The 20,877-nt window shown below is 65.5% G+C and carries 22 protein-coding genes; 12 read left to right on the forward strand and 10 right to left on the reverse strand.

What is annotated here, in order from left to right; genetic code table 11:
• Positions 1–140: 140 nt before the first annotated feature.
• Positions 141–851, forward strand: coding sequence for a GAF domain-containing protein (locus NX780_RS06910; RefSeq protein WP_258827112.1), 711 nt, complete (start codon positions 141–143; stop codon positions 849–851).
• On the opposite strand, the gene NX780_RS06915 is transcribed toward NX780_RS06910, so the two are convergent.
• The 3 genes from NX780_RS06915 to NX780_RS06925 all read right to left on the reverse strand — a co-directional run bounded on the left by NX780_RS06915 (position 848) and on the right by NX780_RS06925 (position 2,806).
• A complete protein-coding gene (locus NX780_RS06915) occupies positions 848–1,258 on the reverse strand; it encodes an ANTAR domain-containing response regulator (protein WP_258827113.1) in 411 nt (136 codons plus the stop codon). The genes NX780_RS06910 and NX780_RS06915 overlap by 4 nt on opposite strands.
• A 22-nt stretch (positions 1,259–1,280) precedes the next feature.
• Positions 1,281–2,066, reverse strand: coding sequence for a 5'-3' exonuclease (locus NX780_RS06920; RefSeq protein WP_258827114.1), 786 nt, complete (start codon positions 2,064–2,066; stop codon positions 1,281–1,283).
• Between the two features lie 68 nt (positions 2,067–2,134).
• Positions 2,135–2,806, reverse strand: a complete 672-nt coding sequence (locus NX780_RS06925; RefSeq protein WP_258827115.1) for a glutathione S-transferase — start codon at positions 2,804–2,806, stop codon at positions 2,135–2,137.
• Positions 2,807–2,925: 119 nt separating this feature from the next.
• Here NX780_RS06925 and NX780_RS06930 point away from each other — a divergent pair, with 119 nt between their 5' ends.
• A complete protein-coding gene (locus tag NX780_RS06930) occupies positions 2,926–3,816 on the forward strand; it encodes a DUF72 domain-containing protein (RefSeq protein ID WP_258827116.1) in 891 nt (296 codons plus the stop codon).
• Positions 3,817–3,857: 41 nt separating this feature from the next.
• Positions 3,858–4,247: a COG4315 family predicted lipoprotein gene (locus NX780_RS06935; RefSeq protein WP_258827117.1), complete on the forward strand. Its 390-nt coding sequence runs from the start codon at positions 3,858–3,860 to the stop codon at positions 4,245–4,247.
• Between the two features lie 15 nt (positions 4,248–4,262).
• On the opposite strand, the gene NX780_RS06940 is transcribed toward NX780_RS06935, so the two are convergent.
• Genes NX780_RS06940 through NX780_RS06950 form a run of 3 tightly spaced genes read right to left on the reverse strand, consistent with a single transcriptional unit; the run spans position 4,263 to position 6,682 of the window.
• Positions 4,263–4,526 carry a DUF6587 family protein gene (locus NX780_RS06940; RefSeq protein WP_258827118.1) on the reverse strand — a complete coding sequence of 88 codons (264 nt, stop codon included), beginning with the start codon at positions 4,524–4,526 and terminating at the stop codon, positions 4,263–4,265.
• A 14-nt stretch (positions 4,527–4,540) separates the two neighbouring features.
• Entirely contained in the window at positions 4,541–6,421 is a 1,881-nt protein-coding gene (gene feoB / locus NX780_RS06945) for a ferrous iron transporter B (protein WP_258827119.1), read from the reverse strand.
• 3 nt (positions 6,422–6,424) lie between these two features.
• Positions 6,425–6,682, reverse strand: a complete 258-nt coding sequence (locus NX780_RS06950) for a FeoA family protein (protein WP_258827120.1) — start codon at positions 6,680–6,682, stop codon at positions 6,425–6,427.
• A gap of 211 nt (positions 6,683–6,893) precedes the next feature.
• On the opposite strand from NX780_RS06950, the gene NX780_RS06955 reads away from it, so the two are divergent.
• Both NX780_RS06955 and bfr read left to right on the forward strand, forming a co-directional pair.
• Positions 6,894–7,103 carry a (2Fe-2S)-binding protein gene (locus NX780_RS06955; RefSeq protein WP_258827121.1) on the forward strand — a complete coding sequence of 70 codons (210 nt, stop codon included), beginning with the start codon at positions 6,894–6,896 and terminating at the stop codon, positions 7,101–7,103.
• Between the two features lie 242 nt (positions 7,104–7,345).
• Positions 7,346–7,816, forward strand: a complete 471-nt coding sequence (gene bfr / locus NX780_RS06960; protein WP_258827122.1) for a bacterioferritin — start codon at positions 7,346–7,348, stop codon at positions 7,814–7,816.
• Positions 7,817–7,872: 56 nt separating this feature from the next.
• Here the strand turns inward: bfr and NX780_RS06965 are convergent, their stop codons facing one another.
• Positions 7,873–8,823, reverse strand: coding sequence for a PfkB family carbohydrate kinase (locus NX780_RS06965; RefSeq protein WP_258827123.1), 951 nt, complete (start codon positions 8,821–8,823; stop codon positions 7,873–7,875).
• A complete protein-coding gene (locus tag NX780_RS06970) occupies positions 8,820–9,434 on the reverse strand; it encodes a glutathione S-transferase C-terminal domain-containing protein (protein ID WP_258827124.1) in 615 nt (204 codons plus the stop codon). The genes NX780_RS06965 and NX780_RS06970 overlap by 4 nt, the downstream gene beginning before the upstream one ends.
• A gap of 157 nt (positions 9,435–9,591) precedes the next feature.
• On the opposite strand from NX780_RS06970, the gene purB reads away from it, so the two are divergent.
• Complete coding sequence (gene purB, locus NX780_RS06975; RefSeq protein ID WP_258827125.1) at positions 9,592–10,971, forward strand: adenylosuccinate lyase; 1,380 nt, start codon at positions 9,592–9,594, stop codon at positions 10,969–10,971.
• 17 nt (positions 10,972–10,988) lie between these two features.
• Here the strand turns inward: purB and NX780_RS06980 are convergent, their stop codons facing one another.
• The gene (locus NX780_RS06980; protein ID WP_258827126.1) at positions 10,989–12,932 is read right to left on the reverse strand and encodes a TOL_0244 family TonB-dependent receptor; all 1,944 of its coding nucleotides are present in this window, start codon (positions 12,930–12,932) and stop codon (positions 10,989–10,991) included.
• 236 nt (positions 12,933–13,168) lie between these two features.
• Between NX780_RS06980 and NX780_RS06985 the strand changes: the two genes are divergently transcribed.
• From NX780_RS06985 to NX780_RS06995, 3 genes are read left to right on the forward strand one after another with little or no spacing between them, the layout of a single operon-like run.
• Complete coding sequence (locus NX780_RS06985) at positions 13,169–13,705, forward strand: cytochrome b (RefSeq protein ID WP_258827127.1); 537 nt, start codon at positions 13,169–13,171, stop codon at positions 13,703–13,705.
• Positions 13,706–13,714: 9 nt separating this feature from the next.
• A complete protein-coding gene (locus NX780_RS06990) occupies positions 13,715–14,266 on the forward strand; it encodes a YceI family protein (RefSeq protein ID WP_258827128.1) in 552 nt (183 codons plus the stop codon).
• 42 nt (positions 14,267–14,308) lie between these two features.
• Positions 14,309–14,884, forward strand: coding sequence for a YceI family protein (locus NX780_RS06995; protein WP_258827129.1), 576 nt, complete (start codon positions 14,309–14,311; stop codon positions 14,882–14,884).
• A 170-nt stretch (positions 14,885–15,054) separates the two neighbouring features.
• Here NX780_RS06995 and NX780_RS07000 read toward each other — a convergent pair whose 3' ends face one another.
• The gene (locus NX780_RS07000) at positions 15,055–16,572 is read right to left on the reverse strand and encodes a hypothetical protein (protein WP_258827130.1); all 1,518 of its coding nucleotides are present in this window, start codon (positions 16,570–16,572) and stop codon (positions 15,055–15,057) included.
• Between the two features lie 274 nt (positions 16,573–16,846).
• Between NX780_RS07000 and NX780_RS07005 the strand changes: the two genes are divergently transcribed.
• The 3 genes from NX780_RS07005 to NX780_RS07015 all read left to right on the forward strand — a co-directional run bounded on the left by NX780_RS07005 (position 16,847) and on the right by NX780_RS07015 (position 20,773).
• Positions 16,847–17,116 (forward strand): GlsB/YeaQ/YmgE family stress response membrane protein, encoded by a 270-nt coding sequence (locus tag NX780_RS07005; RefSeq protein ID WP_036212790.1) that lies wholly within the window; start codon positions 16,847–16,849, stop codon positions 17,114–17,116.
• 67 nt (positions 17,117–17,183) lie between these two features.
• Positions 17,184–18,473, forward strand: a complete 1,290-nt coding sequence (gene cls / locus NX780_RS07010; RefSeq protein WP_258827131.1) for a cardiolipin synthase — start codon at positions 17,184–17,186, stop codon at positions 18,471–18,473.
• 134 nt (positions 18,474–18,607) lie between these two features.
• Positions 18,608–20,773, forward strand: coding sequence for a S46 family peptidase (locus NX780_RS07015; protein ID WP_258827132.1), 2,166 nt, complete (start codon positions 18,608–18,610; stop codon positions 20,771–20,773).
• Positions 20,774–20,877: the final 104 nt, after the last annotated feature.

A 20,877-nucleotide genomic window follows, 5' to 3' on the forward strand; every position in this document is an offset into this window, starting at 1 on the left:
TCGGAATTGACGATTATAACCGGGAAGACAGGGCGAAATAATGCAGTCCTTCAATTATATTGCGCAGAAACCACGCAAATTCATCAAATAGCCTGCCATATCGAGTAGAATCCTTCCACTCTTTTTGACTGATCGACCACATGTCCACCACCGACGATCCGATCCTGACCACGCGCGATGCCGCCGAGCTGCTGGGCGTGGCCGTCAGTACCGTCCAGCTCTGGATGGAGAGCGGCGCCCTGCCGGCCTGGAAGACGCCGGGCGGACACCGGCGCGTGCGCCTGAGCGCCGTGCTGGCGCTGCGCCGGCAGCGCGACGGGACGGCGCCGGACGCCGGGAGCGCGTACTACCGTCCGGAAGGGACGGCGCCTTGCCCGCCGGCGGAGAAGGAGTCGCAGCGCCTGGCGGCGCTGGCCGAATCGCGGCTGCTGGACTCGCCCGCCGAAGAGGTGTTCGACCGCCTGGTGCGGCTGGCCGCGCAGACCACCGACTGCCCGATCGCCCTGGTCACGCTGCTCACCCCGCAGCGCCAGTGGTTCAAGGCGCGCGTCGGCATCGACATCAGCGAGACGCCGCGCGAATGGTCGTTCTGCAGCCATGCGCTGGCCGCGGGCGGCGCCTTCGTGGTGGGGGATGCGGCGAATGACCCGCGCTTCGCCGCCAACCCGCTGGTGGTGGGCGAACCGCATATCCGCTTCTATGCCGGGGTGCCGCTGGAAGATGGCGAGGGCCTCCTGCTGGGCACCCTGTGCGTGCTCGACCGCGAGCCGCGCCGGCTGCGCGAGCGCGAGCTGCGCGCCCTGCGCGAACTGGCCGCGATCGCGTCCGAGGAAATACAGCGTCGGCGTTAGCCGCCGGCCGCACCGCCCGCGCCGCCGCCTGCCTGCTGCTTGCGCACCACCGCGATCACGGTGTTGCGGATGGTCTTGAGCACGGCGTCGGCCTTGAAGGGCTTGACGATGAAGCCATGCACGCCGCGCGCGACGGATGCCTGGATGGTGGGCGCGTCGAGCGTGCCCGACACCATGAAGATCATGGCTTTCGGCAGGTGGGTGCGCAATTCCTCGACCACCTGGCTGCCGTCTTCCACCTGTTCGCGTGCGATGCAGACGATCTGCGGGCGGTGCTTCATCGCGAGCACGTAGCCGGCATGGCCCGTATGCGTCTGGCCGACGACGTCGTAGCCGCCGTCCTGCAGCACGGTATTGAGCAGGCCGCGCGAAATCGCGCTGCCGTCGACGATTACAGCCTTGAGCATCGGCTCATTCCCTTCATCTTGTTCAATGCGCCTCCCAGGCCAGCATGTTCCAGCTCACGCCCAGGCGCAGGTCGGTTCTCAAGTGCACCAGGCGGCGCGAGATCTCCAGTATCTCACGCTCGGCGCGCAGCCTCTCCCCCAGCGGCGTCTTGAGGATGCCGGCGCCGGCGACCACGGCGTCCAGGCTGCCGTAGGCATTGAGCAGGCGCGCCGCCGTCTTCATGCCGATCTTCGAGACGCCCGGGACGCCGTCGGTGGGGTCGCCCATCAGGGACAGCAGGTCGTGCAGCAGCTCGGGCGCCACGCCGAAGCGCGCGCGCACCCAGGCGTCGTCGTGCCACTCGTTCTTGAAATGGTCCCAGACCAGGGCGCCGTGCGCGATCAGGACGTGCAGGTCCTTGTCGGTGGTGGCGACGATGGCTTCGCCCCGCCCTTCGTTCAGCCAGCGCATCACGCCGGTGGCGATCACGTCGTCGGCCTCGACCCCGGGCAGGGACACCACCTGCACGCCCGCCTTGCGCAGGCGCTCGTGGAATTCCGGCAGCGCCTCGCGCAGCGGCGCGGGCATGGCGGCGCGGCCTTCGCGGTAGCGCGGGTAGAGTTCGTGGCGCCAGTTCGGGCCGCCATAGTCGAAGGCGGCCAGCACATGGGTCGGCGCATGCACCTCGAGCACGTTGCGGAAGGACGAGAAGGCGTGGCGCAGCGCGATCCCGGCCTTCAGGTCGGAATCCGGCTCGGGACTGGCCTCGTAGACGCGGCGCACGATGTTCAGGCCATCGATCGCGAGCAGCTTGCCCGGTTTGCTCATGATGCTGTGTGCTGGGTGGCTTGGAAACCGCACATGATAAACCGGGCGGCTCCGCGGGAAAAGAATAGTCAGCTTGCGTAGTCGTACCTGCCGCCTCGCTCCAGCGCGCGCCCGTAGGCCGGGCGCGCATGAATCTTCCGCAGGAACTCCGCCAGGCGCGGATACTGGCTGCCCAGCCCGCCGCGCGAAGCCGCCGCTTCCAGCGCAAAACTCATCTGGATGTCGGCTGCGCTGAATTCGCCGCCCGCGAACCATTCCGACTTGCCCAGTTCCGCTTCCAGGAAATCCAGCTGGCTGCGGATGTTCGGATTGACAAAGCCCTCCTTGACCTTGCGCGCGATGGCGCGGGCGATCGGCTTCGCGAAGAAGGGCATGGGGCCGTTCTCGACCTTGTCGAACACCAGCTTCATCAGGAGCGGCGACATGGCCGAGCCTTCGGCGAAGTGCAGGAAGTAGGTGTAGCGCAGGCGTTCCGGCGTGCCGGCGGCCGGCAGCAGGCGTCCGTTGCCGTAGCGGCCGACCAGGTACTCGACGATGGCGCCGGATTCCGCCACCACCAGTTCACCGTCGCTGATCACCGGGGACTTTCCGAGCGGATGCACGGCCTTCAGTTCGGGCGGCGCCAGCATGGTCTTCGGATCGCGCTGGTATTTCTTGATCTCGTAGTCCAGGCCCAGCTCCTCGAGCAGCCACAGGATGCGCTGCGAGCGCGAATTGTTCAGGTGATGGACGACGATCATGGCGGGTCTTGGCGGAATTGAACGGTCCGCCAGCTTACCATGTTGCGTGCTTGCCAACAGTGGCATGTTCGGTGCGTGCCCGCACGAAAGCGCCAGGCGGGCCGGGGTATGGTGCGTCCATGAGCGGATCGGTCTACATCGGCATTTCCGGCTGGCGCTACGTGCCGTGGCGCGGCAAGTTCTATCCTCCCGGCCTGGCCCAGCACCGCGAGCTGGAATACGCCGCCACCCAGTTGCCCAGCATCGAGATCAACGGCTCCTTCTATTCCCTGCAGCGCCCTTCCAGCTATGCCGCCTGGCATGCCGCCACCCCGCCCGGCTTCGTGTTCGCCGTGAAGGGCAACCGCTTCCTCACCCATATGCTCAAGCTGCGCGACATCGAGGGGCCGCTGGCCAACGTGCTGGCCTCGGGCGTGTTCGCGCTGAAGGAAAAGCTCGGTCCCTTCCTGTGGCAGTTCCCGCCGATGATGAAATTCGAGCCCGAGCGCTTCGAGCACTTCCTGTCGCTGCTGCCGCAGGACACCGACGCCGCGCTCGAACGCGCACTGCAGTACCAGCCGCGCATGGAAGGCAAGGTCTCGCTCGAGGCCGGGCCCAGGCGGCCGATGCGGCACGCGGTCGAGATCCGCCACGAGAGTTTCATGGACCCTGCCTTCATCGCCATGCTGCGCCGTTACAAGGTGGCGCTGGTGGTGGCCGATACCGCGGGACGCTGGCCCCTGGCCGAGGACGTGACGGCCGATTTCGTCTATATCCGCCTGCACGGCGACCAGGAGCTGTACGCGAGCGGCTACGGGGATGAGGCGATCGCGGCCTGGGCGGGGCGCATCCATGCCTGGCGCCATGGGCGGCAGCCGGAAGAGGCGCGCCTGATCTCGGCGACGGCGCCGCCGCGAAAAAAGGCACGCGACGTGTACTGCTACTTCGACAACGACATCAAGGTGCATGCGCCCTACGATGCCCAGCGCCTGATCAAGGCCGTGGCCGATTTGTCGGGAACGGGGTCCTAGTTCTACGGTCTATCTCTGCATTGCCCACCGAGGAGCTCATCATGATTCTGCGTGTCAGTTTCGCTGCCGTTCTTGCCGCCCTTGCCCTCTTCCTGTCCGGCTTCGCCTTCGCCGATGCCCCGCCACTCAAGGCCGCGAACGGCATGCTGGTCGACTCCGCCGGCATGGCCGTCTACACCTACGACAAGGACGAAGCCGGCAGCGGCAAGAGCAATTGTGTCGGTGTTTGCGCCAGAAACTGGCCACCTGTAAAAGCGCCGGCCGGCACGCTGGCGGAACCCTGGTCCATCGTCACGCGCGAGGACGGCAGCAAGCAGCTGGCCCACCGGGGCAAGCCGCTGTATACCTTTATCAAGGACAAGAATGCCGGGGACAAGACCGGCGACGGGGTCGGCGGCGCCTGGCATGTGGTGGAGGTGCCGGCGCGCTGAGCGCCGGGGCCGGCATCAGCGGCGCGGATGGATCTGGATGACCTTGCCTTTGCCGGATGGCGGCGTGGGTTCGGATGGGCCACAGCTGTTGCATCCCGAGCCGCAGCCACTGCCGCAGCTCGCGGTGGCGTCCAGCCATTTCACCAGCCAGCGGCTGGCGCGCCCGCCCCTGGACAGGCGCCCTGCCAGCGCATGGCGCCAGCGCTCGGGCAGGTACTTCGCGACCGCGTACAGCAGGGCCAGCGCGACGATGATCCCGACGATGATCTCCTGCCACATGATCCGTGCTCCTCTCAGGCCCCGGTGAAGAACAGGGTGGTGCGGTAGACGATGAAGGAGGCCACGTAGGCCAGGCCGAACATATAGCCGGCCATGATCCAGGCGTAGCGGCGGCTGCCGGTTTCGCGCGCCACGGTCGCCAGGGTCGGCAGGCAGTGCGGCGCGTAGATGTACCAGGTCAACACCGACAGGCCGGTCGCCAGCGACCAGGTCTGGGCGAGGATCGGGGCCAGCGCATTGGCGGCCTCGTCGCCGCCCGACAGGGCGTAGACGGTGCCCAGGGCGCCGACCGCGACTTCGCGCGCGGCCATGCCCGGCACCAGGGCGATCGCCATCTGCCAGCCGAAGCCGATCGGCGCCAGCACCACTTCCAGGGCGCGGCCGATCATGCCGGCGACGCTGTAGTAGACCGGCGGCTGGGTCGCGCCTTCCGGTGCGCCCGGGAAGCTCGAGAGCAGCCAGAGCAGGACCATCATGGCAAGGATCAGGGTACCCACGCGTTTCAGGAACACTTTCGCGCGTTCCCACAGGCCCACGGCCAGCGCGCCCGGCTGGGGCCAGTGGTAGGCCGGCAGTTCCATCATGAGGGCGTGCTGCTTGAAGTCGCTGCGGCGCTTCATGTACCAGGCCACGGCCATGGCGCTCAGGATGCCGGCCATGTAGAGGATGAAGAGCACCAGGCCCTGCAGGTTCATCAGGCCCGCCACTTCGCGGTCCGGGATGAAAGCGGCAATCAGGAGCGCATAGACCGGCAGGCGCGCCGAGCAGGTCATGAGCGGCGCGATCATGATGGTCACCAGGCGGTCGCGCGGATTCTGGATGGTGCGCGCGGCCATGATGCCGGGAATGGCGCAGGCAAACGAGGACAGGAGAGGCAGGAAGGCGCGGCCGGACAGGCCCACGCTGCCCATGATGCGGTCGAGCAGGAAGGCGGCGCGCGGCAGGTAGCCCACGTCTTCCAGCAGCAGGATGAAGAAGAACAGGATCAGGATCTGCGGCAGGAACACGAGCACGCTGCCGACGCCGGCGATGATGCCGTCCACGATCAGGCTGTGCAGCAGGCCTTCGCCGAGCAGGATGCCGACCTGTTCGCCCAGCGCGCCCACGCCCGCCTCGATCAGGTCCATCGGCGTGCCGGCCCAGCTGAACACGGCCTGGAAGATCAGGAACATCAGCGCGGCCAGGATGAGCGGCCCCGCCACCGGGTGCAGCACCACGTTGTCGATCTTCTCGGTCAGGTTGCCGGTGTCGCCGCTGCTCGAGACGGCGAGGTCGAGGATGCGGCGCACTTCGCGCTGGGTCTCCTCGACCGGCACTGCGTCGATCGCCGACAGGGGGTTCGGTGCGACCTTTTCGCCGAAGACCATGCCGTCCAGGGTGGCGAGCAGGGCCTGTTCGCCGCCGGACTGGATGGCGACGGTCTCGACCACCGGCATGCCCAGCTCTTGCGACAGCTTGGCTGCGTCGATCGCGATGCCGCGCTTCCTGGCCACGTCGACCATGTTCAGCACGAGCACCATGGGCAGGCCCAGGCGCTTGAGTTCGAGCACCATGCGCAGGTTCAGGCGCAGGTTGGTGGCGTTGACCACGCACAGGATGGCGTCCGGCGGCGCTTCGCCGGCGCGCAGGCCGGCCACCACGTCGCGGGTGATCGCTTCGTCCGGGGTCTGGGCGCTCAGGCTGTAGGCGCCCGGCAGGTCGAGCACGCGAAACGCGCGGCCCGCGGGCGACGTGAAGCTGCCTTCCTTGCGCTCGATGGTGACGCCGGCGTAGTTCGCGACCTTCTGGCGCGAACCGGTCAGGCGGTTGAAGAGCGCGGTCTTGCCGCAGTTGGGATTGCCGAGCAGTGCGACCAGGGGCGTACGCGACGCCACCTGCTGTTCCATTACACCCATTACTTATTCCGGTTTGATCGAGACGAGGGCCGCTTCGAAGCGGCGCAGGGCGAAGGTCGATTCGCCGACCTTGACGGCCAGCGGGCCGCCCAGCACGCGCTTGAGAACACGGATGCGCTCGCCCGGCACGAAGCCGAGTTCCATCAGGCGGCGCTGGACGTCGGCGCCGCCCTCCTGCGCCGTCGGGGCCAGGTGGATCACGGTGGCGCTCTGGCCGGCCTGGAGGGCGTCGAGCGTGGTGAGGGTGGGAGCAAGAGTCATGGTCGCGTCCGGTGGTTGTAGCGCTGATGAGACAGATAGGTGCATGATAAACCTAAATGCGAATTATTTCTATTTGCAGGGTGATCATACTCGCCTGAATTTGCACGCGCACTGTAAAAATCGCTTGCATGCGCCGCCGAGTTTCATCAAAATAGAACACGAATGAGATTGATTCTCATTTATGTGATGAAAACGGCAAGGAAGCTAAACGATGATCGTCTGTGTCTGCAACAACATCTCCGACCGCGAAATCCGCCAGGCAGTGGACCTCGGCATTTCTTCGGTGGCCGAACTGCACAAGGAACTCGGCGTCGGCACCATGTGCGGCAAGTGCGTCAGCTACGCACGCGAAGTCCTGAACGAACACCTCGACAGCAAAACCACGATCACCGAAGTGCGCCGCGTCCCGCAAGCGGCCTGATCCACCTCTCACTTCTCCTGCCCCGCCATGCTGCGGGGTTTTTTTACGCCTTTTTTCTTGCCAATCCGGCAGTACTGAGAAGCGTTCTCGCGATGGAACGAGAACGGTTTTCATTCCAGCGAATTCCAAGCATTTTCCACGCATTTGAGGCGTATTTTTCAGCGTTTTCGCCGATTTTTAGCCGTTTTTTGGCGTCTTGTTTGTTATCATGGAGCCCATTCGAAATCCACCAAGGGCATCCCATGAAAGGCGACCAAAACGTCCTGCGCCTGCTCAACGCGCAGCTGACCAACGAACTCACCGCGATCAACCAGTACTTCCTGCATGCGCGCATGTACCGCCACTGGGGCTTCGGCAAGCTGGCGAAGAAGGAATACGACGAATCGATCGGCGAGATGAAGCACGCCGACAAGCTGATCGACCGCATCCTGATGCTCGACGGCCTACCCAACCTGCAAGCCCTGCACAAGCTGCTCATCGGTGAATCGGCCCAGGAAATGCTGGAATGCGACCTCAAGCTCGAGCGCGCGGCCCAGGTGACGGTCAAGGAAGGCATCGCGGCGGCGGAAGCGGCGGCGGACTACGTGACCCGCGACCTGTTCCTGATGATCCTCGAAGACACCGAAGAACACATCGAGTGGCTGGAGACCCAGCTCGACCTGATCGTGAAGGTCGGCATCCAGAACTATCTGCAGAGCCAGATCAGCGAGTAATTCCCCGCACAGGCCAGGCATCCGTCAGCGGTGCCTGGCCTGCCTGTCTCAGGCGCTCAGCGCCACTTCCTCATCCACTGGTCGTAGAAACCGAGATCGCGCGGCACCGCGCCCGGAATCGCACAGATCGCTCCCGCGAACTCGTTGGCACGCGCCAGGGTGACATCCAGCGGCCAGCCACGCATTCTGCCCAGCAGGAAAATCGCCGAGAAGGCATCCCCAGCACCCACCGTGTCGATCACGAAAGGCGGCGCCGGGTTGTCGCGGTGCGTGATGACCTGCCCGTCCGCACTGAAGTAAGCCGAGCCGCGATGGCCCAGGGTGAGGATCAGGGCGTCGAGCGAGAACATTTGCAGCAGCGCCTGGCAGGAGGCGCGCACTTCCTCGGCCGACAGGGCCGGATCCTCGGGTTTGATCTGGAAGTACCACTGGAACAGGGCCTGCAGCTCTTCCTCGTTGACCTTGGCGATGTTCGTCGCCTGCAGCGAGCGGGTGACGGTGCGCTCTTCGTACTGGCCTTCGCGCAGGTTGAGATCGAGGTAGCGCAGTGCCGCACTTGAACTGCTCGCGCCCAGCAGGGCGTTGAGGGCGGTGCGCGAGCGCTCGCTCCTCTGGGCCAGGGTGCCGAAGTAGACGATGCCCGGCTGCGCGCCTTCCGCCACGATGAGGGCGGCATCGCGGTCGATGAAGTCGTAAGCCTGGTTCGGCAGGATCGTGAAGCGGTGGCCGCGCGCGCTGCGCTCGACCAGCACGCGGCCGGTTTCCTCCATGGCGTCGAGCTGCAGCCCGGCCTCGCTCATGGCGAAGCGCTCGAATTCGGCGCGCACGGCCTGGCCGGGAGCGTCGTTGCCGACGCGGGTGATCATCAGTTGCGGCGCCATGAAGGCGGCCAGGTGGCGCGCCACGTTGAAAGGCGCGCCGCCGACCACCTGCTCGGTGCTGAAGTCGTCGACGAGGGCCTCGCCGAAAACGAGGCAAGGCGCGGAGGTGGCGGCCTGCGCGTTCACGCGACGAAGGGCACGGTGTCGCGGAACGACGCGCGCTCGGAAAGCTTGTCGAACAGGCGGGCCAGGTTCGGATAGTCGCCGCGCCAGTCGATGTCGGGGAAGCGGAAGGCGAGCCAGCCCAGCGCGCAGCCGACGGCAACGTCGGCCAGCGAGTAGTGGGTGCCCATGCAGTAAGTGGATTCGCCCAGCTTGGCCGACATCTCGCGCAGGCCGGCGTGGACCTTGCCCAGCTGGCGGTCGATCCACTTCTGGCTCTGCTGTTCGGGCGGACGCTCGCGCCGCTCGAGGAAGACCAGGATGGCGGCATCGAGCACGCCGTCGGCCAGCGCTTCCCATACCTTGACTTCGGTACGGTCGCGGCCGTTAGGCGGCAGGAGTTTGCACACCGGAGAAATGGTGTCGAGGTATTCGGCGATCACCCGCGAGTCGTACAGGGTGCTGCCGTCTTCCATCACGAGGCAGGGGATTTTCCCCAGGGGATTGACCTCCTGGATGGTAGTCTCCGGCACCCAGACGTTCTCCAGCACGAGGCTGAAATCGAGCTTTTTTTCCGCCATCACGACGCGGACTTTGCGCACATAGGGACTGGTGACTGAACCGATGAGTTTCATACATGGCCGGGTAAGAAGATTGGGGTCCAGTATAACATCGACGTTTTGCCGCTTGTCTGCGCCGGACGGCCCCTTGGGCGGCACCGCGGCGCCGCGTCCGCAAGGTACCGGCCCCCGTCCGGTGGTAAAATCCGCGTTTTTGCACGGACCGCCCGCCATGACCTCTACCGTCCCCTCCCCTACCCTGTCGGCCCTGTCCCCGCTCGATGGCCGCTACGCGTCGAAGACCGACAAGCTGCGCCCCATCCTGTCCGAAGCGGGCTTCATGCACCACCGTGTGAAGGTCGAGATCGCATGGCTGCAGGCGCTGTCGCAGGCCGGCTTCCCGGAGATCAAACCGTTCTCGAACGAAGCCAACGCCCACCTCGAACGGATGGCCGCGGACTTCGGCGACGCGCAAGCCGCGCGCATCAAGGAGATCGAGGCGGTCACCAACCACGACGTCAAGGCGGTCGAGTACTGGCTGAAGGAACAGGTCAAGGACGTGCCGGAACTGGTGGCGGCGAGTGAGTTCATCCACTTCGGCTGCACCTCGGAAGACATCAACAACACCTCGCACGGCATGATGCTCAAGGCCGCGCGCGACGGCGTGCTGCTGCCGGCCCTGCAGAACATCATCGCCAAGCTGACCGAGATCGCGCACACCAACGCCGAACTGCCGATGCTGTCGCGTACCCACGGCCAGACCGCCAGCCCGACCACCCTCGGCAAGGAATTCGCCAACGTGGTCGCGCGCCTGCAGCGCGCCGTGAAGCGCATCGCCGACGTCGAGATCCTCGGCAAGATGAACGGCGCGGTGGGCAACTACAATGCGCACCTGTCGGCCTACCCGGGCTTCGACTGGCCGGCTTTCTCGAAAGAGGTCATCGAGCAGCGCCTGGGCCTCGTCTTCAACCCCTACACCATCCAGATCGAGCCGCACGACTACATGGCCGAGATGTTCGACGCCATCGCGCGCGCCAACACCATCCTGCTCGACCTGAACCGCGACATCTGGACCTATGTCTCATTGGGTTACTTCAAGCAGAAACTGCGGGCGGGCGAAATCGGTTCCTCGACCATGCCGCACAAGGTCAACCCGATCGACTTCGAGAACTCGGAAGGCAACCTGGGCCTGGCCAACGCGGTACTGCGCCACATGGCGGAAAAGCTGCCGGTCTCGCGCATGCAGCGCGACCTCACCGACTCGACCGTGCTGCGCAATATCGGCGTCGGCTTCGGCTACGCCCTGCTGGCCTACGACAGCTGCCTGCGCGGCCTGAACAAGCTGGAAGTGAATGCCGCCCGCCTGGAAGCGGACCTGGATGCGAGCTGGGAAGTGCTGGCCGAGCCGGTGCAGACCGTGATGCGCCGCTACGGCATCGAGAATCCGTACGAGCAGCTCAAGGAACTCACCCGCGGCAAGGGCATCACCCGCGAAGCGCTGCAGGAATTCATCGGCAAGCTGGCGGTCCCGCAGGAAGCCAAGGACCTGCTGCTCTCGATGACGCCGGCGAACTACACCGGCATCGCGGCGCAGCTGGCCAAGGCGATCTGAGACGCTGCTGGAGGACCCTACAAGGACCACACCAGCTTCACCCCCACCCTGCGGTCGATCTCCTCCCGCGCCCCGGCAGCCCCGTACTCCGCGTGGCTGCCGTTCAGGTTCTGCCCCACCACCGACACTTCCACGCCCGGCGCGACGCGCCAGCCGAAGCGCGCGTCCAGCGCCCAGTAGCCCGGCACCGCCGGGTTCTCCAGCGCCGCCACCTTGCGCAGCCCAACTTCCAGCTCGCGCCGGTCGTCGAAGGCATAGTGCGAGCGCAGCTGCAGCGTGTGCTCCGGATCCTTGCCCGCCGTGCCCGGCCCCGCCACGTCGTTGCTGCCCGGTTTCAGGCGCAGGCGCTCGTGCAGGGCCGTGAAGCCGGCCGACATGCGCCAGGCCCGGCTCAGCTGGTAACTGCTCCACATCTCGATGCCGGTCGCTTGCCCTTCCATCAGGCTATCGAAGGTGATGAAGGTCCGGCTGGGATCGATCTCCTGGGTGCGCAGGTGGTCGTAGTCATTGTGGAACACGGTCGCCGACAAGGAGAGATCGGTGAGCGGCTGGCCGCGGTAGCCGACTTCGAACACGCGCGCCACTTCCGAGCGCACCCGCGGCCCGCCGCGCAGCAGGTAGGGCGGGCGGCCCGGGATGAAGGCATCGGCATCGAGACGGGTCGGCGCGCGCACGGTGCGCGAGAGTGCGGTCCACAAGGCGTGGCGCGGCGCCAGGCGCCAGGACAGGCGCGCGGTGGGCAGGAATTCGTTGCCGGTGTAGTCGTTGCGCTCGACGCGCGCGCCCAGAGTCAGGCTCAGGTCGGGGTGCAGCGCGATCTCGTCCTGGGCGAACAGGCTGGACCAGGTCTGTTCCGTCTTCGCCGGCAGGAAGGCGATCACCTCGCTGTTCTCGACCTCGTCCCAGCTGTGGCGCAGGTTCGCGCCCCACACGAGGTTGTGGGAGCCCCAGGCCGGCAGGGTATGCTGGAACTGGACGTCGGCGATCTGCAGCGACTCGGTGAAGGTCGGCGGGACAACGCGCTTGGCGTGATCGAGGTAGGCCTGTACCGAGAAGCGTCCGCCGTCGTCCAGCGCGCGTTCCCAGCGGGCCGTCAGGCTGGCGCCCTCGGTATCGATGTCGCCCAGGCGCAGCGCGGTGCCGCTGACCGAGATTTCTCCCGGTTCCGGCTGCTCCAGGTCGCCGTGGAAGACACTGCCGTTGACGCTGAAGGTATCGCTTGCGCGCGCCCAGTCGGCCCGGAAACCCAGCTGGGCCTGGCGCCAGGCGTCGTTCAGGCGCCCACCGTCGTCGGTCTCGCTGCGCCAGCGCCGCAGCGCCTTGCCGTACACGCGCCAGTCGACGTCCCTGCTGCGCCCGCCTTGGCGGAAGGCGGCATCCACGCCGTCGCTCGCGCCGCGCAGCACGGCCAGGCCGCCCTGGGTCGCCTGGGCCGAACGCGTGGTGATGTTGATGACGCCGTTGACTGCGTTCACGCCCCACAGCGTGCCGCCCGGACCGCTGATCACTTCGATGCGCTCGACGTCCTCCAGCATCACGTCCTGCATGTCCCAGAACACGCCGGAGAACAGCGGCGCATATACCGAGCGGCCATCGATCATCACCAGCAGCTTGTTGGGCGCGCTGTTGCTGCTGCCGTTCATCCCGCGCGCGCTGATCGCATAGCCATAGCTGGAGCGCTGCGCCACGTGCAGGGCAGGCGCCAGGCGCAGGGCCTCGGGCAGGCTTTGCGCACCGGCGCGGCGGATGTCGTCGGCCGTGATCACGAACACCGAGGCGGGGGCATCGAGCAGCCGCTCGGGCTTCTTCGATACCGAGGTGACCTGGATGGTGGCCAGTTCTTCGATCGACAGGTCGGCCAGTTCGTCGCTACGGCCCTGCCCGGCGCCATTGTCGGCTGCCAGCGCGGGCCAAGCCAGCGCCGTGCACAGGAATGCCAGCGCGATGCTACTGAGGTGCATGCCGGAACAGCATGACACGGTGGGGTTGCTCATCAATCCTGCTCCATGCAACGGCGTTTCCGCCAATATACTTTGATACGCAGCTTGTTGGCGAATTTTACATTCCGAGAGCAATGGCTGTGCACTCCGTACGAACCGTGCTAGTGTACGAAGCCAAAAAAAAGCGCTCGGCAGCAATACAATCGGAACTTTGGTATAGTTAGTTCTAACTCGGACGACTTTCCTCCCGGATAATTATGTATCGCTACACCACCACGGCCATCGTCCTGCACTGGCTGATCGCCCTGCTGATCGTCGGCACCTTCACGCTCGGCCTGGTGATGACCGATATCCCGGGCATCACCCCGACCAAGCTGAAGTACTTCAACTGGCACAAGTGGGCCGGCGTCACCGTGCTGCTGCTTGCCGCGCTGCGCCTGCTGTGGCGCCTGTTCCGGCACCCGCCCGCCTATGCCGACGAGATGCCGGCCTGGCAGCGCGGCGCCTCCCACGGCCTGCACTGGCTGCTCTACATCCTGATGTTCGCCGTGCCGCTGTCCGGCTATTTCTACAGCCTGGCGACCGGCTATCCGATCGTCTGGTTCGGCCTGGTCAAGCTGCCGGTGCTGATGGGACCCGATCCGGCCCTGAAACTCGTCCTCAAGGACCTTCATTATTGGCTCAACATGTTGCTGGCCGGCCTGGTCGGTCTGCACGTGGCGGCCGCCTTCAAGCACCTGCTGGTCGACCGCGACCGCGTGATGGCGCGCATGCTGCCCTTTTCCAAAACGTAAGGAGTTCCCATGAAACCGATCCAAGGCCTGCTGCTCGCCTCCGTCTTCGCCAGCGCCCTCGCCGGCGCCGCGGTCCTGAAAACCGATCCCGCGAAAAGCAGCGTGACCGCCACCTTCACCCAGATGGGCGTACCGGTCGAGGCGAAGTTCAGGCAGTTCACGGCGCAGATCGACTACGACGCCGCCAAGCCGGCCGCCTCGAAGGCGAACGTCGAGATCGCGGTCGGCAGCTTCGACCTGGGCGATGCCGAGTACAACAAGGAAGTCGCCAAGAAAGAATGGTTCAACGCGGCGCAATTCCCCAAGGCGAGCTTCGTCTCGTCGGCGATCGCACCGGCGGGCGCCGGCAAGCTGAACGTCAGCGGCACCTTGAGCATCAAGGGCCGCAGCGCCAAGGTAGCGTTCCCGCTGACCGTGAAAACGGAAGGCGGCAAGCAGGTCTTCGAAGGCGCGCTGCCGATCAGGCGGCTGGCCTTCAACATCGGCGAAGGCGAGTGGAAGGACACGAGCATGGTCGCCGATGAAGTTGTCATCAAGTTCCGCGTCACCGCGGGCCAGTAAACCCACGCTTCAATCAACCATTTTCACCCAAGGGAAAGTCCAATGAAATTCACCCACCTGATCGCGGCCCTGGCCGCTTCGAGCACCCTCGGCGCCGGCATCGCCTTCGCCGCCGACACCTACAAGATCGAGCCGGGCCACACCTACCCGAGCTTCGAGGCCGACCACATGGGCATCTCGGTCTGGCGCGGCAAGTTCAACAAGAGCGAAGGCACCGTGACCCTGGACCGCAAGGCCAAGACCGGCACCCTGGACATCACCGTCCACATCGACAGCATCGACTTCGGCCACGACAAGATGAACGAGCACGCGAAGAGCCCGGACATCTTCGACGCCGCCAAGTACCCGACCGCCACCTTCAAGTCCAAGACCATCAAGTTCACCGGCGACGTCCCGACCTCGGCCGAAGGCGAGCTGACCCTGCACGGCGTCACCAAGCCGCTGACCCTGACCATCAACAAGTTCAAGTGCATCGACCACCCGATGCTCAAGCGCGAAGTGTGCGGCGCCGACGTGACCGGCACCTTCCTGCGCAGCGACTTCGGCATCAACTACGCCCTGCCGCGCTTCTCGCCGGAAGTGAAGCTGGCGATCCAGGTCGAAGCAGTGAAGCAGTGATGTGCGTAGGGTGGGCAATCCCTTGCCCACGCGTTCAACTACAAGGCGACCTGACGCTCATCGTCCGTTCCCACACTGTTTGAACGCGTGGGCGGAGGACCGCCCACCCTACGAAAAAGCCCCGGTACCACAGGCACCGGGGCTTTTTTACGTCGGGAGACTGCTAAGGCTTAGCGGCCGTCGCGGTCGGCATCGCCCGGGATCGCGCGTTCCACCTTGTGCCATGCGGCGCGCGAAGCGTGCTTGGCCTGTTCCCAGCTCAGGCGCGAATTGCCCTTGGTGCGTTCCCACTCGCTCGACAGCTCGTTCTCGTGCATGTCGTAGCTGCCCGGATAGCGGCCTGCCGAGTTGTAGCCCAGCGCATAGGCCGGTGCGTAGTCGTCGTAGGTGTAGCCCGGGGTGTAATAGGGCTGGGTCTGGTACTGGTTGCGCCAGTGGGCGTCTTCTTCCTGCGGGTTGACCATCTTGGCCACGCCCTTGCCGGCCATGCCGCCCACCGCTGCGCCGATGCCGGCGCCGGCCACCGCGCCGACCGGACCGCCGACCGCGCCGCCCAGCACCGCACCGCCGACAGCCGCGCCGCCGGCCGCGCCGACGCCGGTGCCCAGGTGGTGGTCACGCAGTTCGTCGCCCGGTTTCGGGTTCACGACTTCGCCCGCGCCCTTGCCGGCCGCGCCGCCTGCCAGGCCGCCGATCACGGCGCCCGCCGCGGTGCCGATCGGGCCGGCCACCGAGCCTGCCGCCGCGCCGACCGCCGCGCCGCCTGCGCCGCCGACACCCTGCGCCAGGTTATGGTCGTTCAGGTCGTCGCTCGCCTTCGGGTTCACGACTTCGCCCGCGCCGCGGCCGGCCGCGCCGCCCGCCAGGCCGCCCACGACGGCGCCCGCCGCCATGCCGACCGGGCCGGCGGCCGCACCGGCCATCGCGCCCACTGCCGCGCCGCTGCTGGCGCCCACGCCCTTGGCCAGGTAGTGTTCCGACAGGTCGTCGCCGGACTTCGGATTCACGACTTCGCCGACGCCCTTGCCGGCCATGCCGCCGGTGACGGCGCCGATCGCCGCGCCGGCCACGGTGCCGACCGGACCGGCCGCCGAGCCGATGGCGGCGCCTGCGGCGGCGCCGCCGAGGGCGCCGACGCCGGTACCGATGATGTGGGTGCCGCCGTTGTCGGTCCACGATTGCTCGATGTGGCGCGCGTCTTCGTCCGAACGTGCGTGCACGCCCATCACGATGCCGCCGCTCTTGATGCCTTCCTCATAGTGCTTGGCGCGCTCTTCCGGAATGCCGGCGCCGATCAGCGCGCCGATCAGGCCACCGGTGATGCCGCCGGCGCCGGCGCCGGCCAGTGCGGCGGCCAGCGGGCCGGCCACGACCACGCCCAGGCCCGGCAGGACCAGGGTGGTGCCGACGGCGGCGATGCCTGCCAGGACGGCGCCGATGGTGCCGCCGATGCCGGCGCCGATGCCGGCGCCTTCGGCGGCCTTGCTGCCCAGTTCAGTGTCGGTGTCGCCGAAGTGGGTCTTGCGGGTGGTGTCCGACATCATCAGGTTGACGTCGTCCTTGCCATAGCCGCGGCTCGAGATCGAGCTGTAGGCGCGCTCGGCGCTGGCGCGGTCCGGGAACAGGCCGGTGACCATGCGCGAATTCTGGTTCTGGTTGTTGTTGCCGGTGGTGTCGTAGCTGCTCATATCGAATCCTTTCGAAGGGTCAGGTGCTCGGGTCGTGCAAATCAGGAATTGCTAGTGTTTTAAACCTTATGCCTGCCCCATGACCTCTTCTGTTCGCTGACGCACTCTTGCCCCGAAAACCGGCGGCATCAGAACGGGGCTTGCGATTCGCCGTCTAACGTTCGTTGCCGCACCGACCTGAAGGGGACTGGTCTCTAGACTTTTCTCCATGGCCACGGCAATCAACGCATCACTGGCCTGGGGGTATGTTTTCTCAATTTGAAGGAGGTACACCATGTTATTCATCATTTGGATCGTTGTCGGTGGCATTCTGGGCTGGCTCGCCAGCATGGTCATGAAAACCGACGCTGAACAGGGCATGATTCTCAATGTCGTGGTTGGTATCGTCGGCGCCTTCCTGGGCGGCTGGCTGCTCTCCCCGCTGTTCGGCACCGGCACCATCAATTCGGACGACTTCAGCGTTTCCTCGCTGCTGGTGTCCTTCCTGGGCGCTGTCATCCTGCTGGCGATCGTGAACCTGCTGCGTCGCGGCCGCGTTCGCTGATCTTCAGTGAATAGCCCCATGTAAAAACCAACGCTTCGCGCGTTGGTTTTTTTACGTCTGCAAGCTCATGCGTCGCAAAGTCACGCCCTCCCTGTTCTGGACCATCCTGGTCACGGCCGCCCTCACCCTGGTCGGCGGCATTCTGCTGCTCAATTTCGCCCCAAACGAAAAACAGATCGAAACGCGGCTCAGCCGCCAGTACGACAGCAACGATCCGCAATTCCGCCGCTCGCTCGGCGTCCTGCTGGGTCCGCCCATTCTCGAAGGTAACAAGGTCGAGGTCCTGCTCAACGGCGACCAGATCTTCCCCGCCATGCTGGACGCGATCCGCTCGGCAGAAAAAACGATCACGTTCGAGACCTATATCTACTGGTCCGAATCGATCGGGAAGGAATTCGCCGACGCCCTGATGGAGCGTGCCCGCGCCGGGGTGAAGGTGCACGTGATGCTCGACTTCATGGGCAGCATGAAGATGGACCTGGCGCAGATCGACGCCATGAAAGAGGCAGGCGTGCAGGTACAGCGCTACCACAAGCCGGTCTGGTGGAAGCTGGCGCGCCTGAACAACCGCACCCACCGCAAGCTCCTGGTGATCGACGGCAAGGTCGGCTTCACCGGCGGCGTCGGCATCGCCGACCAGTGGCGCGGCAATGCCCAGGACAAGAACCACTGGCGCGACACCCATTTCCGCATCGAGGGGCCGGTGGTGGGCCAGATCCAGGCCGTGTTCAACGACAACTGGCTGAAGGCCACCGGCACCGTGCTCGACGGCCCGGACTATTTCCCGGCATTGACACCGGCAGGCGACATGCCGGCCCAGATGTTCTCGAGTTCGCCCACCGGCGGCAGCGAATCGATGCACCTGATGTACCTGATGACGATCACGGCGGCGCGCAAGACCATCGACCTGTCGGCAGCCTACTTCGTGCCGGACGACCTCACCATCCGCACCCTGATCGAGGCGGCGAAGCGGGGCGTACGCGTGCGCATCCTGATGCCTGGCGACATCATCGATTCCGACCTGGTCAAGGCGGCCTCGCGCGAGCGCTGGGGCGAGCTGCTCGCGGCCGGCGTCAAGCTGGCCGAGTACCAGCCCACGATGTACCACGTGAAGGCCCTGATCGTCGACGACCTGCTGGTCTCGGTGGGCTCGACCAACTTCGACAACCGCTCCTTCAGCATCAACGACGAAGCCAACCTGAACATCCTGCATGCGGACTTCGCGCGTGAACAGACCGCCATTTTCGAGGACGACTGGAAGCGCTCGAATCCGGTGACGAAGGCCGAATTCCGCGAGCGTCCGCTGTGGGAACGTTTCACCACGAGCGTGGCTTCACTGGTCGGCGATCAGCTGTAAACATTAGTTTTCACAGGGAAAAATTATCGGTTTGTCGGTACGAAATATTGGTTGACGATGCATATGGGGATTACGGATACTCTCGGATGCTCTACGGAGCCCTCGAGTTCCCTTCCTCATAAAGACAGACGCGAATGAAAAAGACCCTCCTCTCGCTGGCCATCCTGACCAGCTTCGCCGCACAAGCGGACGAAGGCATGTGGATGCCGCAGCAGCTGCCACAAGTAGCCAAGCAACTGAAAGCCGCCGGCCTCAAGCTCGATCCGGCCACCCTGACCAAGCTGACCGAATTCCCGATGGGCGCGATCGTGAGCCTGGGCGGCTGCTCGGCTTCCTTCGTGTCGCCGCAGGGCCTGGTCGTCACCAACCACCACTGCGTGTACAACAGCATCGCCGTCAACTCGACGCCGGAACGCGACCTGCTGGCCAACGGCTTCCTGGCCAAGACCCTCGGCGAAGAACTGCCGGCCGCCCCGGGCAGCCGCGTCTACGTGACCGAAGAAGTCGCGAACGTCACCGACCAGATCATCACGCCGGAAGTCGCCAAACTGAGCGGCAAGGCGCGCATCGACGCCATCGAAAAGAACCAGAAGAAACTGGTGTCGGAATGCGAGAAGGACGCCGGCTACCGCTGCACCGTGGCCAGCTACTACGGCGGCCTGGAGTTCTACCGCCTGAAGCAGCTCGAAATCCGTGACGTGCGCCTGGTGCACGCACCGCCGGCCGGCGTCGGCAAGTTCGGCGGCGACACCGACAACTGGATGTGGCCGCGCCACACCGGCGACTACGGCTTCTACCGCGCCTACGTGAGCAAGGACGGCAAGGCCGCCGAGTTCTCGAAGGACAACGTCCCTTACAAGCCGAAGCACGTGCTGAAGATCGCCGACCCGGCGGCCAGCGCCAAGGAAGGCGATTTCGTGATGGTGCTGGGCTACCCGGGCCGCACCAACCGCCACCGCCTGCCGTCGGAAGTCGAATCGACCTTCACCTGGAACTACCCGGCTTTCGTGCAGGCATCGGGCGACACCCTGGCGATCATCGAGCGCGAGACCAAGAACGACCCGGCCGCCAAGCTCAAGTACGCAGGCCAGGTTGCCGGCGTCAACAACTACTACAAGAACCGCAAGGGCATGCTGACCTCGTATGCCAACAGCGACTTCCTGCAGCGTAAGACGGCCGAGCACAATGCCCTGAAGGCATGGGTCAACGCGAACCCCGCCCGCAAGGCCCAGTACGCCGCCGACATCGAGACCGCCGAGAAGCTGATCGCAGAGCGCGACGCCAACGCCAAGAAGGGCTTCTTCCTGGGCTATGCGCAGCCGAAGTTCCTGTCCTCGGCGCGTTCGCTGTACCGCCTGGCCAATGAGCGCACCAAGCCGGACGCCGAGCGCAAGACCGGCTTCCAGGAACGCGACATGCCGCGCTGGAACTCGATCGTGGCCGGCCAGGACCGCACCTACGACGAGAAGGTCGACAAGGCCCTGGTGCTGCACTTCCTCACCAAGTACAACGCGCAGCCGGCGAACGAGCATGACGCCGCCTTCGACGCCGCCCTCGGCATCAAGCCGGGCATGGGCGAAGCCGAACTGAAGGCCGCGCTGGACCGCATCTACGCGGGTTCCAAGCTGGCCAACAAGGAAGAACGCAGCGCCTGGCTGAAGAAGTCGCCGGCCGAATTCCAGGCCTCGAACGACAGCTTCATCAAGGCCGCCGTCGCCATGTACGACGCGGGCATGAAGGAGGAAGCCCAGGAAGAAGAACTGGCAGGCAAGATCCAGCAAGCCTACGGCAACTACATGCGCGCCAAGATCGCCTACATGAACAGCAAGGGCCAGGCCGTCTATCCTGACGCCAACGGCACCCTGCGCGTCACCTTCGGCAAGGTCACCGGCCGCGACGTCGGCGCCGACGGCACCGGTTCCTGGACCGCGTTCACGACCCCGAAAGGCATCGTGGCCAAGCACACCGGCGAAGGCGAGTTCAACGCACCGGCCGCCCAGCTGGCGGCGATCCAGGCCAAGGACTTCGGCAAGTACGTCGATCCGAAGCTCAAGACCGTGCCGGTCAACTACCTGGCGACGCTGGACATCACCGGCGGCAACTCGGGCTCGGCCGCGCTGAACTCGAAGGGCGAGCTGATCGGCCTGGCCTTCGACGGCACCCTGGATTCGATCATCTCGGACTGGGACTTCAACAAGGCCATGACCCGCTCGATCCAGGTGGACAGCCGCTACATGCTGTGGAATATGAAGCATGTGGACAAGGCCGATAACCTGCTGAAGGAAATGGGCGTGCAATAAGCACGGCACTTCCAGGAAAGCCACGCCGCCGCAAGGCCGCGTGGCTTTTTTTATGGCGCTGTCACCGTTTGCTGTTGGGTCAAGGTGAACCGTCGAGCTGCTTT

Source organism: Massilia agri (assembly GCF_024753255.1).
In the GTDB taxonomy this organism is placed as follows: Bacteria; Pseudomonadota; Gammaproteobacteria; order Burkholderiales; family Burkholderiaceae_D; genus Telluria; species Telluria agri.

Excerpts from the sequence above, each read along its gene's own strand:
- NX780_RS06910 (WP_258827112.1), top strand. The coding sequence starts at position 141 with ATGTCCACCACCGACGATCCGATCCTGACCACGCGCGATGCCGCCGAG.
- NX780_RS06915 (WP_258827113.1), bottom strand. The coding sequence starts at position 1,258 with ATGCTCAAGGCTGTAATCGTCGACGGCAGCGCGATTTCGCGCGGCCTG.
- NX780_RS06920 (WP_258827114.1), bottom strand. The coding sequence starts at position 2,066 with ATGAGCAAACCGGGCAAGCTGCTCGCGATCGATGGCCTGAACATCGTG.
- NX780_RS06925 (WP_258827115.1), bottom strand. The coding sequence starts at position 2,806 with ATGATCGTCGTCCATCACCTGAACAATTCGCGCTCGCAGCGCATCCTG.
- NX780_RS06930 (WP_258827116.1), top strand. The coding sequence starts at position 2,926 with ATGAGCGGATCGGTCTACATCGGCATTTCCGGCTGGCGCTACGTGCCG.
- NX780_RS06935 (WP_258827117.1), top strand. The coding sequence starts at position 3,858 with ATGATTCTGCGTGTCAGTTTCGCTGCCGTTCTTGCCGCCCTTGCCCTC.
- NX780_RS06940 (WP_258827118.1), bottom strand. The coding sequence starts at position 4,526 with ATGTGGCAGGAGATCATCGTCGGGATCATCGTCGCGCTGGCCCTGCTG.
- feoB (WP_258827119.1), bottom strand. The coding sequence starts at position 6,421 with ATGGGTGTAATGGAACAGCAGGTGGCGTCGCGTACGCCCCTGGTCGCA.
- NX780_RS06950 (WP_258827120.1), bottom strand. The coding sequence starts at position 6,682 with ATGACTCTTGCTCCCACCCTCACCACGCTCGACGCCCTCCAGGCCGGC.
- NX780_RS06955 (WP_258827121.1), top strand. The coding sequence starts at position 6,894 with ATGATCGTCTGTGTCTGCAACAACATCTCCGACCGCGAAATCCGCCAG.
- bfr (WP_258827122.1), top strand. The coding sequence starts at position 7,346 with ATGAAAGGCGACCAAAACGTCCTGCGCCTGCTCAACGCGCAGCTGACC.
- NX780_RS06970 (WP_258827124.1), bottom strand. The coding sequence starts at position 9,434 with ATGAAACTCATCGGTTCAGTCACCAGTCCCTATGTGCGCAAAGTCCGC.
- purB (WP_258827125.1), top strand. The coding sequence starts at position 9,592 with ATGACCTCTACCGTCCCCTCCCCTACCCTGTCGGCCCTGTCCCCGCTC.
- NX780_RS06980 (WP_258827126.1), bottom strand. The coding sequence starts at position 12,932 with ATGCACCTCAGTAGCATCGCGCTGGCATTCCTGTGCACGGCGCTGGCT.
- NX780_RS06985 (WP_258827127.1), top strand. The coding sequence starts at position 13,169 with ATGTATCGCTACACCACCACGGCCATCGTCCTGCACTGGCTGATCGCC.
- NX780_RS06990 (WP_258827128.1), top strand. The coding sequence starts at position 13,715 with ATGAAACCGATCCAAGGCCTGCTGCTCGCCTCCGTCTTCGCCAGCGCC.
- NX780_RS06995 (WP_258827129.1), top strand. The coding sequence starts at position 14,309 with ATGAAATTCACCCACCTGATCGCGGCCCTGGCCGCTTCGAGCACCCTC.
- NX780_RS07000 (WP_258827130.1), bottom strand. The coding sequence starts at position 16,572 with ATGAGCAGCTACGACACCACCGGCAACAACAACCAGAACCAGAATTCG.
- NX780_RS07005 (WP_036212790.1), top strand. The coding sequence starts at position 16,847 with ATGTTATTCATCATTTGGATCGTTGTCGGTGGCATTCTGGGCTGGCTC.
- cls (WP_258827131.1), top strand. The coding sequence starts at position 17,184 with ATGCGTCGCAAAGTCACGCCCTCCCTGTTCTGGACCATCCTGGTCACG.
- NX780_RS07015 (WP_258827132.1), top strand. The coding sequence starts at position 18,608 with ATGAAAAAGACCCTCCTCTCGCTGGCCATCCTGACCAGCTTCGCCGCA.